Source organism: Bacteroides sp. 1001302B_160321_D4 (assembly GCF_015667765.1).
GTDB lineage: Bacteria > Bacteroidota > Bacteroidia > Bacteroidales > Bacteroidaceae > Bacteroides > Bacteroides xylanisolvens.
Genome location: NZ_JADPLO010000003.1, coordinates 64888 through 84075 on the forward strand (window position 1 = coordinate 64888; position 19188 = coordinate 84075).

General features: G+C 42.6%; 14 protein-coding genes and 1 tRNA gene. All 15 read left to right on the top strand.

From position 1 onward, the window contains the following. Positions 1-9 precede the first annotated feature (9 nt). Complete coding sequence (gene nagA, locus KFO40_RS01905; protein WP_211146029.1) at positions 10-1197, top strand: N-acetylglucosamine-6-phosphate deacetylase; 1188 nt, start codon at positions 10-12, stop codon at positions 1195-1197. Next, positions 1178-1969 carry a glucosamine-6-phosphate deaminase gene (locus KFO40_RS01910; RefSeq protein WP_117683155.1) on the top strand — a complete coding sequence of 264 codons (792 nt, stop codon included), beginning with the start codon at positions 1178-1180 and terminating at the stop codon, positions 1967-1969. Before nagA ends, KFO40_RS01910 begins: the two co-directional genes overlap by 20 nt. A 6-nt stretch (positions 1970-1975) precedes the next feature. Next, the gene (locus tag KFO40_RS01915) at positions 1976-2986 is read left to right on the top strand and encodes a Gfo/Idh/MocA family protein (RefSeq protein ID WP_117683154.1); all 1011 of its coding nucleotides are present in this window, start codon (positions 1976-1978) and stop codon (positions 2984-2986) included. A gap of 4 nt (positions 2987-2990) precedes the next feature. Further along, a complete protein-coding gene (locus KFO40_RS01920) occupies positions 2991-4394 on the top strand; it encodes a putative oxidoreductase C-terminal domain-containing protein (protein ID WP_117683153.1) in 1404 nt (467 codons plus the stop codon). Positions 4395-4446: 52 nt separating this feature from the next. After that, complete coding sequence (locus tag KFO40_RS01925) at positions 4447-5214, top strand: FAD:protein FMN transferase (protein ID WP_181981038.1); 768 nt, start codon at positions 4447-4449, stop codon at positions 5212-5214. A gap of 1 nt (position 5215) precedes the next feature. Beyond that, positions 5216-6541 carry a Gfo/Idh/MocA family protein gene (locus KFO40_RS01930; RefSeq protein ID WP_032812030.1) on the top strand — a complete coding sequence of 442 codons (1326 nt, stop codon included), beginning with the start codon at positions 5216-5218 and terminating at the stop codon, positions 6539-6541. Positions 6542-6544: 3 nt separating this feature from the next. Further along, the gene (locus KFO40_RS25860; RefSeq protein WP_008024308.1) at positions 6545-6784 is read left to right on the top strand and encodes a hypothetical protein; all 240 of its coding nucleotides are present in this window, start codon (positions 6545-6547) and stop codon (positions 6782-6784) included. 87 nt (positions 6785-6871) lie between these two features. Next, positions 6872-8215, top strand: a complete 1344-nt coding sequence (locus KFO40_RS01935) for a Gfo/Idh/MocA family oxidoreductase (protein ID WP_008024306.1) — start codon at positions 6872-6874, stop codon at positions 8213-8215. Between the two features lie 206 nt (positions 8216-8421). After that, positions 8422-11067 (top strand): DNA gyrase/topoisomerase IV subunit A, encoded by a 2646-nt coding sequence (locus KFO40_RS01940; protein WP_211146030.1) that lies wholly within the window; start codon positions 8422-8424, stop codon positions 11065-11067. Next, the gene (locus KFO40_RS01945; RefSeq protein WP_049701705.1) at positions 11067-11927 is read left to right on the top strand and encodes a DUF3316 domain-containing protein; all 861 of its coding nucleotides are present in this window, start codon (positions 11067-11069) and stop codon (positions 11925-11927) included. Before KFO40_RS01940 ends, KFO40_RS01945 begins: the two co-directional genes overlap by 1 nt. Before the next feature lie 47 nt (positions 11928-11974). Then, entirely contained in the window at positions 11975-13036 is a 1062-nt protein-coding gene (locus tag KFO40_RS01950) for a S41 family peptidase (RefSeq protein ID WP_049702273.1), read from the top strand. Positions 13037-13109: 73 nt separating this feature from the next. Continuing rightward, a tRNA-Leu gene (locus KFO40_RS01955) sits at positions 13110-13191 on the top strand. Positions 13192-13251: 60 nt separating this feature from the next. Beyond that, entirely contained in the window at positions 13252-14142 is an 891-nt protein-coding gene (locus tag KFO40_RS01960) for a carbohydrate kinase family protein (protein WP_211146031.1), read from the top strand. A gap of 248 nt (positions 14143-14390) precedes the next feature. Beyond that, positions 14391-17456, top strand: coding sequence for a SusC/RagA family TonB-linked outer membrane protein (locus tag KFO40_RS01965; protein WP_120144799.1), 3066 nt, complete (start codon positions 14391-14393; stop codon positions 17454-17456). Between the two features lie 64 nt (positions 17457-17520). Next, entirely contained in the window at positions 17521-19053 is a 1533-nt protein-coding gene (locus KFO40_RS01970) for a RagB/SusD family nutrient uptake outer membrane protein (protein WP_099146323.1), read from the top strand. Positions 19054-19188 lie beyond the last annotated feature (135 nt).

Sequence of the window (19188 nt, forward strand, 5' to 3'; positions counted from 1 at the left end):
CAATATAAAATGAAGAGACTAATCATTCTAAACGGACAACTCATCTTTCCTGATCGCATAGATACGGGCAAGGCATTGATTTGCAAAAACGGAAAGATCGAACAAATCCTTGCCGACAAAATGCTTGAGATAAACCCGGACGACCAAATAATAGATGCCAAACAACAATATGTATCTCCTGGTTTTATCGATATGCATGTTCATGGAGGTGGCGGACATGATTTCATGGACGGAACAGTAGAGGCATTTCTAAGAATAGCGGAAGTTCATGCGAAGTATGGAACAACAGCTATGGTGCCTACAACTCTGACCTGCACCGATGAAGAGTTAATGAATACTTTTACTATTTATAAAAAAGCGAAAGTTCTGAATAATAAAGGTGCTAAATTTATAGGTCTACATCTTGAAGGTCCTTATTTTTCACCTTCCCAGTGTGGGGCACAAGACCCTAATTATCTTAAAAAACCATGTCCGAAAGAATATAACCATTTTATAAATATCTCACAGGATATTGTACGCTGGAGCATCGCGCCAGAATTGGAAGGAGCTATCGAAATGGGGGAAGAGTTGCAAAGACAGCATATCCTCCCTTCCATTGCACATACTGACGCAACCTATGAAGAGGTGGAAAAAGCAAACAAAGCCGGATATACTCATATAACTCACTTATATTCGGCCATGTCATCCGTAACACGCAGAGATGCTTTTCGACATGCAGGAGTAGTGGAAGCTGCCTATTTGATTGATGATATAACAGTTGAAATCATCGCTGACGGTATACATCTCCCCAAGCCGCTCCTTCAATTTGTTTATAAATTCAAAGGACCTGACAAAACCGCACTCTGTACCGATGCTATGCGAGGCGCTGGAATGCCAGATGGAGAGTCCATTCTAGGAAGCCTGACTAACGGACAAAAAGTTATTATTGAAGATGGCGTTGCAAAAATGCCGGATCGTTCTGCTTTTGCAGGTAGTGTAGCCACCACTGACCGTTTAGTTAGAACCATGGTACAATTAGCTGGCATTCCCCTCACTGATGCTATCCGCATGATGACACTCACCCCTGCCCGCATTTTACACATTGACTCATCAAAAGGTTCTCTTGAAGCAGGTAAAGATGCTGACATTATCATTTTCGACAATCAAATCAATGTTATTAACACAATATCAGAAGGCCATGTTATCTATAGTAAATGAATCTGAAACCAAAGTATTTCAACAAGAGCTATTAACCATTAAAATTTATCCCACTCTCCAACAAATGGGCAATGAAGCCGCAAAGGAAGTAGCTGACAGAATCTGCAAGCTCTTGGAAGAAAAGGCTGAAATCAATATGATCTTTGCCGCCGCTCCCTCACAAAACGAATTTTTAAATCATCTAATCCATGATAAGCGAATAGATTGGACCAGAATCAACGCCTTCCATATGGATGAATACATAGGTATTCATCCAGACGCACCACAAAGTTTCGGGCATTTCCTCCGTATTCGTATCTTTGACAAAGTTCCTTTCAAAAAGGTGAACTACCTGAATGGACGCGCAGAGAGTCTTGAAGAGGAATGCAAACGATATGCCGATCTGCTTACTAAATATCCAGTAGACATTGTTTGCCTGGGTATCGGAGAAAACGGACATATTGCTTTCAATGATCCGGATGTAGCTGATTTCAATGATCCCAAACTGGTGAAAATCGTAAAACTTGATCCGGTATGCCGCCAACAGCAAGTTAACGAAAAATGCTTCGAAAGACTAGATTTAGTACCTAAAGAAGCTTTGACACTAACAATACCTGCTTTGCTAAAAGCCGAATGGATGTTTTGTATTGTCCCTTTCAAGAATAAAGCCCACGCAGTATATCGGGCCATTTATGGTGAAATTTCAGAAAAATGTCCGGCAAGCATATTGCGAAGAAAAGAAAAATCTTCGTTATATTTGGACACTGAAAGTGCAGAACAGATAAATTTATAACCAATCATGAAAAACAGAATCGCTTTTTTCTTTATATTACTGATGATCAGTGTCGGTATATACGCACAAAAAATAATGAAAATAGGAATCATCGGTTTGGATACTTCCCATTCTACCGCTTTTACAGAATTGATCAATAGCGGCTCCGATGAAACTTTTTCTCAAGGATTCCGGGTAGTAGCCGCTTATCCGTATGGTTCTAAAACAATTCAATCCAGCTACGAACGTATTCCCGGATACATTGAAAAAGTAAAGACGCAAGGAGTAGAAATCGTCTCTTCCATAGCAGACTTATTGGATAAAGTGGATTGTGTACTTCTGGAAACGAATGACGGACGACTTCATCTGGAGCAGGCAATGGAGGTCTTCAAAGCTGGTAAGATCTGCTACATAGACAAGCCTATCGGAGCTACATTAGGAGATGCTATTGCTATCTATGAGATGGCGGAGAAATACAACATACCGATCTTCTCATCCTCTGCTTTACGATTTACTCCTCAAAATCAAAAACTGCGGAATAATGAACTAGGTAAAATCCTAGGAGCTGACTGCTATTCTCCGCATAAAGTGGAACCCACTCATCCGGATTTCGGTTTCTATGGAATCCATGGGGTTGAAACTTTGTACACAGCCATGGGTACAGGATGCGAGTCTGTCAACCGCATGTCTTCCGACAGAGGAGATGTTGTAGTAGGACGTTGGAAGGATGGAAGAATCGGCATATTCCGGGGAATCACTAAAGGACCGCAAATTTATGGCGGGACAGCCTTTACCTCCAAAGGAGCAATAACCGTAGGAGGATATCAGGGCTATAAAGTACTTCTTGAACAAATCCTAACATTCTTCCGAACCGGAGTTGCACCTGTTTCAAAAGAAGAAACAATTGAAATATTCACTTTTATGCAAGCTTCTAATATGAGTAAAGAACAAAATGGCAAGATTGTCACACTAGAAGAAGCTTACCAGAAAGGCTGGAAAGATGCACAGAAATTGATCAAGGCTTGTAATAAGAAATAAAAGAATGAAATTTATATACAATAACATCGGATTTTTAGTGCTTTCATTGGTGGTAGCTTCATGCTCTTTATCTAAAAGGCAGACTGCCAATGAGGCAAACGGTTCTCATAAAATAAAACTGATCGTTCTCGATCCGGGACATTTCCACGCCAGTTTACTCCAGAAAGATACGCTGACAGATGTCAACGATACAATTCACGTATATGCTCCCGAAGGGACAGGCTTTAACCAATATATGGAAAGTATCAACTCTTACAACCAACGTACAGAGGCCCCCACCTCATGGGTAAGCCAGGTGTATACAGGAGATGATTATCTTTCCCAAATGCTCGCCGGACAGAAAGGAGATGTTGTTGTTTTGGCAGGAAACAATCAAAAAAAGGCACAATATATAATACAATCTATCAAAGCAGGATATAACGTTCTCTCTGATAAACCTTTAGCAATCAACCAAAAGGATTTCAACTTGCTGGTTGAAGCTTATCGGCTGGCAAAAGAAAAAAAACTTCTTTTATATGACCTGATGACAGAGCGATATGATATTCTCAACATTATAGAAAAAGAACTATTACAAAAAAAGGAACTGTTCGGTGAACTGCAGCAAGGTTCACCGGAGAGTCCTTCTATCACCATGGAAAGTGTTCATCATTTCTTCAAGAACGTATCCGGCAAACCGTTGATCAGACCTGCTTGGTATTACGATACAGCACAACAAGGTGAAGGTATTGCTGATGTAACGACTCACCTTATCGATCTGGTGCAATGGCAGTGCTTTTCGGATGAAACGATCCGCTACCAGTCGGATGTAAAAGTAACAAACGCCACACACTGGCCTACTTCAATCACATTGCCAGAGTTCAGCCAATCAACTCAAATAGATTCTTTTCCTCCTTTTCTTGACAAATACGTAAAGAATAACATATTGGAAGTATTGGCAAACGGAACATTGAATTTTACGATTAAAGGAATTCATATAGGAATAAAAGTCATTTGGAATTATGCTCCACCAACTAATGGAGGAGACACCTTCACTTCCATCAAGAAAGGTACTAAGGCCACATTAAAAACAGTTCAAAATAAAAAGAACGGATTTACAAAAGAACTCTACATTCAAAAAGAACAGAACACTGACAGTGCCACATTCAGGATTCAGTTACAAAAAACCATTGAAGAATTACGAGACACTTATCCGTTCTTATCTGTAAAAGAAGAAAACAACGAACTTTATCTGATTGATATTCCACAAGAACACAGATCAAACCATGAAGCTCATTTCAGTAAAGTAGCCAAGACATTCTTGCATTATCTTCAATACAAAGATATGCCAGAATGGGAAAATGAAAATATAATCTCTAAATATTATATCACTACCACTGCGGTAGAAATGGCAAAATTGGAGAATAATTGAAAGGCTCAATAAGGTGTTAGAAACAAGATACAAATATTATAATAATGAATCCATGTTTCATGGATTCATTCCTCATATCATGGGGACACGCTTTGACATCCTGATCATTCATTCCGATTTCACCTTATTAAATCGAATATGGGCAGTTATTATAAACGAAATAGAACACTTAGATAAAATACTGAACCGTTTTGATTCGAAAAGTGAAGTAAGCAGACTGAACAGCTTGAAATCTCAAAGCCCTATCCCTATCAGCACAGAATTAGAAGAAATTCTTCAACTCTGCCAATATTACTATGAGCGTACTTTCCATCTCTTCGACATTACGATGAAAGATTTCTCCCTAATAAAATTCGGCAACCGGCATATTTTCTTACCTGTACTCGGACCTACACTCGACTTCGGAGGTTTTGCCAAAGGGTATGCTTTGAAGAAAATCAAAGAACTCATAGAACAAGAAAACGTCAACCATGCATTTGTCAATTTCGGTAATAGCTCCATTCTGGGCATGGGACATCATCCTTATGGAGACAGTTGGAAAGTGAGTTTTCTGAATCCGTATAATCAGTCTCTTTTAAACGAGTTCAACCTTCAAAATACAGCATTATCCACTTCCGGTAATACGCTGCAATATACCGGACACATTATGAATCCGCTTACGGGTTTATTTAATGAACAACGAAAAGCAAGCTCTATCATATCTACAGATCCGTTAGAGGCTGAAATTCTAAGTACCGTATGGATGATTGCGAATAAAGAACAACAACAATTACTCACAGAGAATTTTAAAAATATACAAGCAACCCTATATGATTTATAACATGAAAGACAATAAAAAAGAAGGAGTAGACTTAGGGCTCAGACAATTTATAAAAAGTCTGGGATATGTTGCCGGAGGAACCGCTTTATTAGCTACCACTCCCTGGCTTACCTCTTGTACCCCCGAAAAATTGAAAGAGATTAAACATGAAAAAGCACGGATTGCTTTAATTGGCACAGGTTCCAGAGGGCAATACCACATCCATAACCTCAAGGAAATACCTCATGCACAAATTGTAGCCGTGTGTGACAATTATGCTCCCAATCTTCAGCAAGCATTGGAGCTTTGCCCGGATGCCAAATCCTATACAGATTACCGTAAGTTACTGGAATCGAAAGACATCGATGGAGTCATCATATCCACACCACTAAACTGGCACGCACCTATTGTGTTGGACGCATTAGCTGCCGGCAAACATGTCTTCTGTGAAAAAGCAATGGCACGCACCCTTGACGAGTGCAAGGCTATCTATGACACTTACAACCAGTCTGAAAAAGTACTCTACTTTTGTATGCAACGAATGTATGACGAGAAGTATATCAAAGGGATGCAAATGATTCATTCCGGACTGATCGGAGATGTGGTAGGAATGCGCTGTCATTGGTTCAGAAATGCAGACTGGCGTCGTCCTGTTCCTTCACCGGAATTGGAGCGCAAAATCAATTGGAGATTATATAAAGACAGTTCGGGCGGACTAATGACTGAACTAGCTTGCCATCAATTAGAAGTATGTAACTGGGCAGCTAAAAGAATGCCGGTAAGTATCATGGGGATGGGTGATATTGTTTACTGGAAAGACGGTCGTGAAGTATACGATAGTGTAAATGTGACTTACCGATATTCCGATGGAACCAAGATTGCCTATGAATCTTTGATTTCCAATAAGTTCAATGGTATGGAAGACCAGATTCTAGGTCACAAAGGTACAATGGAAATGGCTAAAGGTATTTATTACCTGGAAGAAGATCATTCTACTTCGGGTATCCGCCAATTAATCGATCAGGTAAAAGACAAAGTTTTTGCCGCCATCCCAACGGCAGGCCCCAGCTGGCGACCGGAAACGAAAATGGAATACACTCCACATTTCATCATTGACGGAGATATTCACGTTAACAGCGGATTAAGTATGATCGGAGCAGATAAAGACGGTTCAGATATCATTCTATCCTCTTTCTGCCAATCTTGTATCACTGGAGAGAAAGCACAGAATGTAGTAGAAGAGGCTTATTGTTCTACAGTCCTTTGCTTACTTGGGAATCAAGCAATGGATGAACAACGCCATATCCTCTTCCCCGACGAATATAAAATACCCTATATGAAATTCTAAACTATGAAAGATATTATTATCACCTCAAAAAAGTTGAAACAAGAAAGGAATATCTTTCTTCTAAGTTTCCTGCTTGCATTTATCATCAATGTAATCGCAATCATTATCTATTCCCGCCCATGGATTGAAATAATATCCCAAATCGGGTATGTCATCGTGATTAGTTTTTTCTTCTATCTTATCTTATGGATTCCCCGAGGAATCCTGATATTCTTGAGTCACCTTTTCCGAAGAAAAAAATAAGAGATTTACGTTTTTTGAAGGAGAATTGACGGAAAAGCTCATTCACATATTCTAATAACAACCTAATTTTGGAGAAAAATAGATACTATGACAACAAGAAGAGATTTTATCAAAAAAACAGTAGCAGGTACAGCTGCACTTTCATTAGGAAGCATACTTCCAGGATTCGGTTCAAGCCGTTATCAAGATATTCTGGGAGCTAACGAAAAAATACGTATCGGAGTCATTGGAGTGAATTCGAGAGGTAAGGCCCTGGCGCAAGGATTTGCCAAACTTCCAGATTGTGAAGTAACTTACATTTGTGATGTGGACTCAAGAGCATTAGAAAAATGTCAGGCTGCTATCCACAAAATAACCGGACGTACTCCCAAAGGAGAAAAAGACATTCGTAAGATGTTAGAGTCGAACGATTTTGAAGCAGTGGTGATTGCCACCCCTGACCATTGGCATGCCAAAGCAGCCATTATGGCTATGCAGGCCGGAAAGCATGTTTATCTGGAAAAACCGACCAGTCATAATCCGGCAGAAAATGAAATGCTGGTTCGAGCCGCTTTGAAATATAACCGGATTGTTCAAGTGGGTAACCAACGCCGCTCCTTTCCCAATGTAATTAAAGCTATGGAAGAAATAAAATCCGGTTCTATCGGAAAAGTGAGATATGCCAAATCTTGGTATGTCAATAATCGCCCTTCCATTGGAACAGGGAAAGTTGTTCCTGTACCTGATTATCTGGATTGGGATTTATGGCAAGGTCCTGCCCCACGTGTTGCAGATTTCAAAGATAATTTCATCCATTATAACTGGCATTGGTTCTGGAATTGGGGAACAGGTGAAGCACTCAACAATGGAACCCACTTTGTTGATATACTCCGCTGGGGATTGGGCGTAGATTATCCTACAAAGGTTGATTCTATCGGAGGTCGGTATCGTTTTCAAGACGACTGGCAAACTCCTGACACACAACTCATCACCTTCCAATTTGGCGACGAAGCATCTTTTTCATGGGAAGGACGTAGTTGTAATACGATGCCGGTAGACGGATATGGAGTAGGAACCGCATTTTATGGAGAAACCGGAACTCTCTTCATTGGCGGTGGCAATGAATATAAAATTGCAGATATAAAAGGTAAAACGATTAAAGAGGTAAAAAGTGATTTAAAATTTGAGACCGGCAATCTGTTGAATCCATCCGAAAAGCTGGATGCCTTCCACTTCCGAAACTGGTTTGATGCCATTCGTAAAGGAACAAAGTTAAATTCCGGAATTGTAGATGCCTGTATCAGTACCCAGTTAGTACAATTAGGTAACATTGCCCAACGTGTCGGACATTCATTACAGATTGATCCGGGAAGCGGACGAATTCTCAACGATTTGGAAGCCAATAAACTTTGGGGAAGAGAGTACGAAAAAGGTTGGGAAATACGGGTTTAAATCATGTACCCATTTCTCGTTTTTTCATCAGGTTATAATTTTACAGAAAGGCATGTCTTTGATAGGATATGCCTTTCTGTTTTCCTTCCGTAAAGCTGATTTATACCCTTTTAACACACGGAATATTCACCGTTTTTCATCGAAATCTCTTTTATTTTTGTATTTTTGCGTGCGTATGCGTTAAAATTATAGTATATACGAATTTTATGAGTGACGAAATCAACGAGATAACGGAAGAACATTCAGACTACAAACCGGCGGACGCGCGGGACGAAAGCGTAAAACATCAGTTAACAGGCATGTACCAGAATTGGTTTCTGGACTATGCTTCATATGTTATTCTGGAACGTGCCGTACCTCACATCAATGACGGTTTAAAGCCTGTGCAACGTCGTATCCTGCATTCTATGAAACGTCTGGATGACGGGCGGTATAACAAAGTGGCAAATATTGTGGGACACACCATGCAGTTCCACCCCCACGGTGATGCTTCTATCGGGGATGCCCTGGTACAGTTGGGACAAAAAGACCTGTTAATTGACTGTCAGGGTAACTGGGGTAATATCCTCACCGGAGACGGTGCGGCTGCTCCACGTTATATCGAGGCGCGTTTATCCAAGTTTGCGCTGGATGTTGTCTTCAATCCCAAAACTACCGAATGGAAATTGTCATACGACGGACGAAATAAGGAACCAGTCACTCTTCCTGTGAAATTCCCGTTATTACTGGCGCAGGGAGTGGAAGGTATCGCCGTTGGACTTTCTTCCAAGATATTGCCGCATAACTTCAACGAACTTTGTGATGCTTCCATCAGCTATCTGCGTGGGGAAGAATTCCAACTGTATCCCGATTTCCAGACAGGCGGCTCGATTGATGTAGCCAAATACAACGACGGAGAACGTGGCGGAGCAGTGAAAGTACGTGCCAAGATCAACAAGATTGATAACAAAACACTTGCAATCACAGAGATCCCTTATGGGAAAACCACTTCAACAGTGATCGACTCTATCCTGAAAGCTGTTGATAAAGGAAAAATCAAAATTCGCAAGGTAGACGATAACACAGCTGCCAACGTAGAAATATTAGTGCATCTGGCACCAGGTACATCATCGGACAAAACAATCGATGCATTGTACGCATTCACCGATTGCGAAGTAAGTATCTCACCCAACTGCTGCGTGATTGACGACAGCAAACCTCATTTCCTCACTGTCAGCAAAGTCTTGAAAAAGTCGGCAGACAACACGCTGGATTTGCTAAAGCAGGAACTGGAAATCAAGAAAAACGAAATACTGGAAGCGTTGCACTTTGCTTCGCTCGAAAAGATATTTATCGAAGAACGCATCTATAAGGACAAAGAGTTCGAACAATCCAAAGATATGGACGCAGCTTGTGCTCATATTGACGAACGCCTGACGCCTTATTATCCGAAATTTATCCGTGAAGTCACCAAAGAGGATATTCTCAAACTGATGGAAATCAAAATGGGACGTATTCTGAAATTCAATTCGGACAAAGCGGATGAACTGATTGCCAGGATGAAAGAAGAAGTGGCCGAGATTGATAATCATCTGGCTCACATCGTAGATTATACCGTCAACTGGTATCAGATGTTAAAAAACAAATACGGTAAGAACTTCCCGCGCCGTACGGAACTGCGTAACTTCGACACCATCGAAGCTGCCAAAGTAGTAGAAGCAAACGAGAAACTTTATATTAACCGCGAAGAAGGATTTATCGGAACAGCCTTGAAAAAAGACGAGTTCGTGGCATGTTGTTCGGATATCGATGATGTCATTATCTTCTTCCGCGACGGTAAGTATATCGTTACTCCTGTTGCCGACAAGAAATTCGTCGGCAAAAACGTTCTCTATGTCAATGTATTCAAGAAGAACGATAAACGTACGATCTACAATGTAGCCTACCGCGACGGAAAAGAAGGAACGACATACGTAAAACGTTTCGCCGTGACCTCTGTAGTTCGCGACCGCGAATATGATGTCACACAGGGAACTCCCGAATCACGGATTACCTATTTCAGCGCCAACCCGAATGGAGAAGCCGAAATCATCAAGGTGACACTGAAACCGAATCCACGTGTACGCCGTATCATTTTCGAGCATGACTTCAGTGAGGTCAGCATCAAGGGACGTCAGGCACGAGGCGTGATTCTTACCCGCTTGCCGGTACATAAGATATCCCTGAAACAAAAAGGAGGTTCCACGCTCGGTGGACGTAAAGTATGGTTTGACCGTGACATACTCCGCCTCAACTATGACGGACGAGGTGAATATCTGGGTGAATTCCAAAGCGACGACAGCATATTGATTGTTCTGAACAACGGTGATTTCTATACTACCAACTTCGACTTGAGCAACCACTATGAAGATAATGTAAGCATCGTGGAGAAGTTTGATCCTAACAAGATATGGACTGCCGCGCTTTACGATGCCGACCAACAGAATTATCCGTATCTGAAACGTTTCTGTTTTGAGGCCTCTAACCGTAAACAGAACTACTTGGGAGAAAATAAGAACAACCGTCTGATCCTGCTGACCGACGAGTACTATCCTCGTCTGGAAGTCATATTTGGCGGACACGACAATTTCCGTGATCCGTTGAATATCGATGCGGATGAATTCATTGCTGTCAAAGGTTTCAAAGCCAAGGGAAAACGTATCACTACCTATGCAGTGGAGACGATCAATGAGCTTGAACCAACTCGCTTCCCCGAACCCTCACAAGAACAACAGGAAGTTCCTGAAGAGGAGCCGGAAAATCTGGACCCGGACAGCGGCAAGAGCGAAGGCGACATTATTGATGAAATCACCGGGCAGATGAAATTATTCTGATGAAGAAAAAACTAATATACCTGGGGCTGACAGGTTGCATCCTGTTCGCCCTTTGCACAAGATTACAAGCGCAGATCGACAGTCTGCAAGCCCATCGGTATGTAACACGTGCCACCATGTATGGTATCGGATTTACTAACGTTTTCGACACCTATCTTTCACCACAGGAATACAAAGGTATCGACTTCCGTGTTTCCCGTGAGTTGATTCGGATGACCAAGTTGTTTGATGGAAATGTATCTGTGCAGAACTTCTTTCAAGCAGACATCGGCTATACGCACAACCGGGCTGATAACAATAACACTTTCTCCGGATTAGTCAACTGGAACTATGGATTACACTACCAGTTCCGCCTGACAGATAATTTCAAATTATTAGCCGGAGGATTGATAGATGTCAACGGAGGCTTTGTCTATAATCTGCGGAACACCAACAATCCGGCATCCGCACGGGCATACGTCAATCTGGATGCCTCCGGAATGGCTATTTGGCACCTGAAAATCAAACGGTATCCGATGGTGCTTCGTTATCAGGTCAATCTGCCGGTTATGGGAGTGATGTTCTCTCCCCACTACGGACAATCTTATTACGAGATATTCTCTTTGGGAAATTCGAGCGGAGTGATAAAATTCACCTCCCTGCACAATCAACCTTCGTTGCGACAGATGCTCTCCGTCGATCTGCCGATAGGATATACGAAAATGCGCTTCAGCTACCTGGCTGATTTGCAGCAATCCAACGTTAACAATATCAAGACACATACCTACTCACACGTATTCATGGTAGGATTTGTGAAAGACCTATACCGTATCCGAAATAAGAAAGGAACCGCTCTTCCTTCATCGGTTAGAGCTTACTAAGAGAACAAAATTTAATGTTGAAACTTCAAGTGAGAGATCAATTAATGATGAGAAATAAGATCAAACAAATACTTTGGCTGCTCTGCTGCCTTCCGGTGCTGACTGGTTGCATTGGGGAAGATGACTACGCCAATGATCCCAGAGGTAATTTCGAACAACTATGGAAGATCATTGACGAACAGTATTGTTTCCTGGATACGAAAGGTATTGACTGGGATGCTGTTCATGACAAATACAGCAGACTGATTATTCCGTCGATGTCCAATGATGACCTGTTCGACATCCTAAGTCAAATGCTTTATATCTTGAAAGACGGGCATGTCAATCTATCTTCTGCCAGTCGTATTTCTTATTACGATGCATGGTATCAGGGCTACCCCTGGAATTATAGAGAAGATATTCTTTATAACTATTATCTGGGTAGTGCCAATTCAGGCTATCGCACATCCGCTGGTCTTAAATATAAAATATTCGACAATAACATAGGATACATACGTTATGAAAGTTTCAGTGCCGGAGTTGGAGATGGCAATTTGGATGAGGTCCTTTACTATTTACAAATCTGCAATGGATTAATTATCGATGTCCGTGATAACGGAGGAGGTAATCTAACCAATTCTTCACGCATAGCTGCCCGGTTCACTGATAAACTGGCACTAACAGGATATATCCAACATAAGACAGGTCCGGGACACAATGATTTCTCAGAGATGGAACCCATTTATTTAGAACCCTCCAACAGTATTCGTTGGCAAAAAAAGGTCGTGATACTAACCAATCGTCGATGTTATAGTGCCACAAATGATTTTGTTAACATAATGCGCAGCTTAAACAATGATAACGAGGATAAAAGAATCATCCAGCTGGGCGATCAGACTGGTGGTGGATCAGGGCTGCCATTTTCATCAGAATTACCCAATGGCTGGAGCGTCCGCTTCTCTGCCAGCCCCCACTTTGATAAGTATGGAAAGTCATTGGAGGATGGAATAAAACCTGATGTATATGTAAATATGGATAAGATTCTGGAAGAAGGGATAGAGCAGGGCGACATAGAATCACAAAAGAAAGATCCACTGATTGAAAAGGCATTCGAAATCTTAAGTGAATAACTTTATTGCCGAATTATTTGCCAAATCAGAAAATCTTCCTATCTTTGCACCGCTAAACAAAAAAGCTACACATGCGGATGTGGCGTAATTGGTAGCCGCGCCAGACTTAGGATCTGGTGCCGTGAGGCGTGTAGGTTCGAGTCCTATCATCCGCACAAAAAAATAAACTAGAAGCCTTCAAGATACTATCTTGGAGGCTTTTTAATTGGTTAGACATGAATAAACATCAACTTTGCTGCATCGGTCACATCACTTTAGACAAAGTAGTCACTCCCCAAAACACTGTCTATATGCCGGGAGGAACGGCTTTTTATTGTTCACATGCCATCCGCCATTTTAACGACATCGATTACGCTTTAGTAACAGCAGTTGGTGTCACTGAAATGAACGTCGTGGAGCAACTACGTGAAATGGGTATTCATGTAACCGCCCTGCCAAGCAAATATTCCGTATACTTCGAGAATATCTATGGCGCCAATCCGGACGACCGTACTCAACGTGTATTAGCGAAAGCCGATCCGTTCACTGCCGGTCAGCTGAAAGATATAGATGCGCAAATCTACCATCTCGGCTCTCTGCTGTCTGACGACTTCTCATTGGAAGTAATCAAAGAACTATCTCAAAGAGGGTTGATTGCAGTAGACTCACAAGGCTATTTACGTGAAGTGCGTGACACTCACGTCTATCCGGTGGACTGGACAGATAAGCGGGAAGCTTTACAATATATCCATTTCCTGAAAGTCAACGAGCACGAGATGGAAGTGCTGACAGGTCTTTCTGATCCGCATGAAGCTGCCCGTCAATTATATGAATGGGGCGTGAAAGAAGTGCTTGTCACCTTGGGAAGCATGGGATCACTTATTTTCGACGGAAAAGACTTCTATCGTATTCCGGCATATAAACCCAAAGAGGTGGTAGATGCAACAGGGTGTGGAGACACTTACACCATCGGGTATCTATACCAACGGGTATCAGGAGCCGGCATTGAAGAAGCAGGACGTTTTGCAGCCGCCATGTCAACTTTAAAAATAGAGAAATCAGGTCCTTTCAATGGCAGCAAAGAAGATGTCATTCAATGTATGACCACTGCGGAACAGATGTTTTAAAACAGGAAATCACAGAACGAACAGCGTATACATAGGATATACCTTCCCCGACGGGTAATCCTCATCCTATTATTCAGGCACGAACAACACCGGTTCGTGCCTGAACCTTTTTCAACAGTCACCTCCCTTTTAGTGTTAAAATCAACCATTCCCTCTTTTTTCCAAAATCTTTTTTGAATTTCGTTTGTTTCCTTTGTTACTCTCGCCAAAAGACGGCAGAAAAAAGACTTCAACCTAAATAATAACAAATGGAAAAATTTAATGCAATGAGGACTAGACTTTTACAACATCTTCAGAAAAAAGCCATCAGGTCAAGGAGCATCATGACGCTTGTTTGCCTGCTACTGGCCTCTGCATCAGCCTTTGCACAGACAAAGACGGTGACAGGAACAGTGACGGACGCTGCCAATGAACCATTGATCGGCGCATCGGTACTCGTACAAGGAACTTCCACCGGAACCATCACAGACATGGACGGTAAATATTCAATCTCTGTCACTCCGGAGGACGTATTGGTATTTTCATACGTGGGGATGACTTCGCAAACCATTAAGGTGGGGGCACAGAATGTCATCAATGTCACTTTAAAAGAAGATTCACAAGTACTAGCCGAAACAGTCGTTATCGGATACGGTAGTGCAAAGAAAAGAGACTTGACAGGTTCTATCACCAATGTCAAAGGAGAAGAGTTAGCCAACAAACCGGCAATGAATCCGCTGTCTTCCCTTCAGGGGAAAGTGGCAGGTGTGCAGATTGTAAACTCCGGACGAGCCGGATCGGACCCGGAAATCCGTATTCGCGGAACAAACTCCATCAACGGATATAAACCGCTGTACATTGTCGACGGATTATTCAATGACAACATCAATTTCCTGAATCCGGAGGACATCGAATCTATGGAAATCCTGAAAGACCCGTCATCTCTGGCTATCTTCGGTGTTCGCGGTGCGAATGGTGTCATCATCATTACCACAAAGAAAGCCAAAGAGGGACAGACACTGGTCAATATTAATACTTCTTTCGGTTTCAAGAAAGTAGTGGATAAAGTGAAACTGGTGAATGGTTCACAATTCAAGGAACTATATAACGAACAGCTCGCCAATCAGAAAGATGACCCTTTCGATTATACCGGCTGGGATGCCAATACCGACTGGCAAGACGAAATTTTCCAAACTGCTTTCATTACAAACAATAACATCAGTATTACAGGGGCTTCGCCCAAACATAGTTTCTATCTGGGTGTAGGCTACTCTTACGAACAAGGCAACATCGAGCATGAGAAATTCAGCAAGGTAACCATCAACGCAAGTAATGATTATAAGATTACGGACTTTTTGAAAGTCGGTTTCCAATTCAACGGTGCACGTATGCTTCCTGCAGATTCCAAACAGGTGTTGAATGCTCTACGTGCAACTCCTATCGCTCCGGTGTATAACAACGAATACGGATTATATACGGCTCTGCCCGAATTCCAGAAAGCGCAGATCAACAACCCGATGGTAGACGTCGAATTAAAAGCGAATACTACCAAAGCGGAAAACTACCGGGCATCCGGTAACATTTATGGTGAGGTAGACTTCCTGAAACATTTCACGTTCAAAGCGATGTTCTCCATGGATTATGCGTCGAACAACGGACGGACGTATACACCGATCGTAAAAGTATACGATGCCGCTGTCAACGGAGGGATCTCTACTTTGGGAACAGGCAAGACCGAGGTCAGCCAGTTTAAAGAGAATGAAACAAAAGTTCAGAGCGACTACCTGTTGACATACACCAACAGCTTTGATAATGGAAATCATAACCTGACAGCTACTGCCGGTTTTACTACCTATTATAATTCGTTGAGCCGATTGGACGGAGCACGCAAGCAGGGGGTCGGACTGGTTATTCCGGATAATCCGGACAAATGGTTTGTTAGCATCGGCGATGCGGCTACCGCTACCAATGGAAGTACTCAATGGGAACGCAGTACATTATCCGTACTTGCACGTGTGATCTACAACTATAAAGGTAAATATCTGTTCAACGGATCTTTCCGCCGGGATGGTTCTTCCGCTTTCTCCTACACAGGCAATGAATGGCAGAACTTCTTCTCACTGGGTGGAGGTTGGTTGATGTCTGAAGAAGAATTTATGAAAGACATCAAATGGCTGGATATGTTGAAAATCAAAGCATCTTACGGTACGTTAGGAAACCAGAACCTGGATAAAGCCTATCCTGCCGAACCCTTATTGACCAATGCTTATTCGGCCGTATTCGGTAAACCGTCCATCATTTATCCCGGGTACCAGCTTGCCTATCTTCCTAATCCTAACCTGCGTTGGGAAAAAGTAGAAGCCTGGGAAGCCGGATTTGAAACGAACCTGCTTCGCAACCGCTTGCATTTTGAGGGTGTTTACTATAAGAAGAATACCAAAGATTTGTTAGCCGAAGTTCCCGGGATTTCCGGAACTATCCCCGGTATCGGAAACTTGGGAGAGATTCAGAATAAAGGAGTGGAAATGGCTGTAACCTGGCGCGATCAGATTGGTGACTGGGGATATTCCGTCAGTGCCAACCTGACTACTATCAAGAATGAGGTAAAAAGTCTTGTTCAGGAAGGATATTCCATCATTGCCGGAGATAAGCAGCAAAGTTACACAATGGCAGGTTATCCTATCGGATATTTCTATGGTTACAAAGTGGCAGGCGTTTATCAGTCACAAGCAGATATTGACGCATCACCCAAAAATACACTGGCTACCGTTACCCCCGGTGACCTGAAATTCGCCGATGTGAACGGTGACGGAGAAATCACCCCGGAAGACCGTACCATGATAGGTAACCCGACTCCAAAGGTAACTTACGGTTTTTCTCTCGGAGTAGACTATAAGAATTGGTCGTTAGGCATCGACATGATGGGACAAGGTGGAAACAAGATTTTCCGTACATGGGATAACTACAATTTTGCCCAGTTCAACTACCTGGAACAACGTTTGGACCGCTGGCACGGAGAAGGTACGTCCAACACCCAACCGTTGCTGAACACCAAACATTCCATCAACAACCTCAACTCCGACTATTACATTGAGGACGGCAAATTCTTCCGTATCCGCAACGTACAGTTAGCGTATACGTTCGACAAGAGCTTAATTTCCAAAATACGTCTGCAAGCTCTGAAAGTCTATGTCAACATACAGAACCTGAAGACATGGAAACATAACACCGGATATACTCCCGAACTTGGAGGAACTGCCACCGCATTCGGAGTAGATAACGGCAGTTATCCTGTACCTGCAGTCTATACCTTCGGTATCAACCTAACATTCTAGTGACAAGGTGCCACTGCCAGTTTTCCATGCGGAACACAACTTTAATCTTTAAAACTATCATTATATGAAACTGAATAAATATATATTTGCAACCCTTATTACTTCAACTACATTATTTCTAGGTAGCTGTAGTGACTTTCTGGATCGTAGTCCGCAAGGACAGTTCACGGAAGATGATAATCCGAACGCTCTGGTCAACGGTAAGATTTATAATGTCTATACGATGATGCGTAACTATAATGTGACAGCCGGCCCTCCTGCTTTTGCCATCCACTGTTTTCGTTCGGAAGATTCGGAAAAAGGAAGTATTGCCAGCGATGGCTCTGATGTAGCCGAAATGTATGATGATTTTGTGTATACACCGACCAACGGCCTACTGGGTGCTTATTGGGGACAGAATTATGCCATCATCTACCAATGTAATGAGATTCTTGATGCCATTGCAGAAAAAGAAACAGCCGGACAAACAGAAACTGAAGACATCATCAATAAGGGAGAGGCCTCTTTCTTCCGTGCTTATTGCTACTTCAATCTGGTAAGAGCTTTCGGCGAAGTTCCTTTGGTGACTTATAAAATCAACGATGCTTCGGAAGCCAATATCCCGAAGACAAGTGCTGATAAAATCTATGAGCAAATCGACAAGGACCTGAAAACAGCAGAAGAGTCATTGCCGGAAACATGGAGCAGCGAATACACCGGACGACTGACTTGGGGAGCTGCCCGTTCCTTACACGCGCGTACTTATATGATGCGCAACGACTGGAACAATATGTACACAGCCTCCACCGATGTCATCAAAAAGGGGCTCTACAACTTAAAGACTCCGTATAATGAGATTTTCACGGATGATGGTGAAAATAACGGAGGTTCCATATTCGAGTTGCAATGTACAGCTACTGCCGCTCTTCCTCAAAGTACCGTTATCGGTAGCCAGTTCTGTGAAGTACAAGGTGTACGCGGAGCAGGTCAATGGGACTTGGGATGGGGATGGCACATGGCAACAGAGTATATGGCGCAAGCATACGAACAGGGTGATCCACGCAAAAACTCTACCCTACTCTACTTCCGCCACTCGGACAGCGATCCTATCACACCGGAAAACACCAACGAACCATACGGCGAGTCTCCGGTTTCCCCGGCAATGGGTGCTTATTTCAATAAGAAAGCCTATACCGACCCGGCATTGCGTAAAGAATATACCAACAAAGGATTCTGGGTAAACATTCGTCTGATCCGCTACGCAGATGTACTGCTGATGGGAGCCGAATCAGCTAATGAAAAAGGTATTCCGGGTGAAGCAATCGACTATTTGGAACAAGTACGCGCACGCGCCAGAGGCACCAATAGCAATATATTGCCTAAAGTGACGACTACCGATCAGGGAGAATTGCGTGAGGCCATCCGCCACGAACGCCGTGTGGAATTAGGGTTGGAATTCGACCGTTTCTATGACCTCGTTCGTTGGGGCATTGCAAAAGAAGTGTTGCACGCAGCCGGTAAAACCAATTATCAGGACAAAAACGCACTGCTTCCACTGCCGCAGACAGAGATCGACAAGTCTAAGGGAGTGTTAGTACAGAACCCCGACTACCAATAAGAAAGTTCCTCGGTGCCGAACGGTTGTTTCCTCGGTGCCGAAACTACTGTTCCTCGGTGTCGAACAATGTCCTCCTCGGTGCCGAACATTCAACGCATCAGGAGGACTTTATATGAATAGAGATAAAAGTAACCA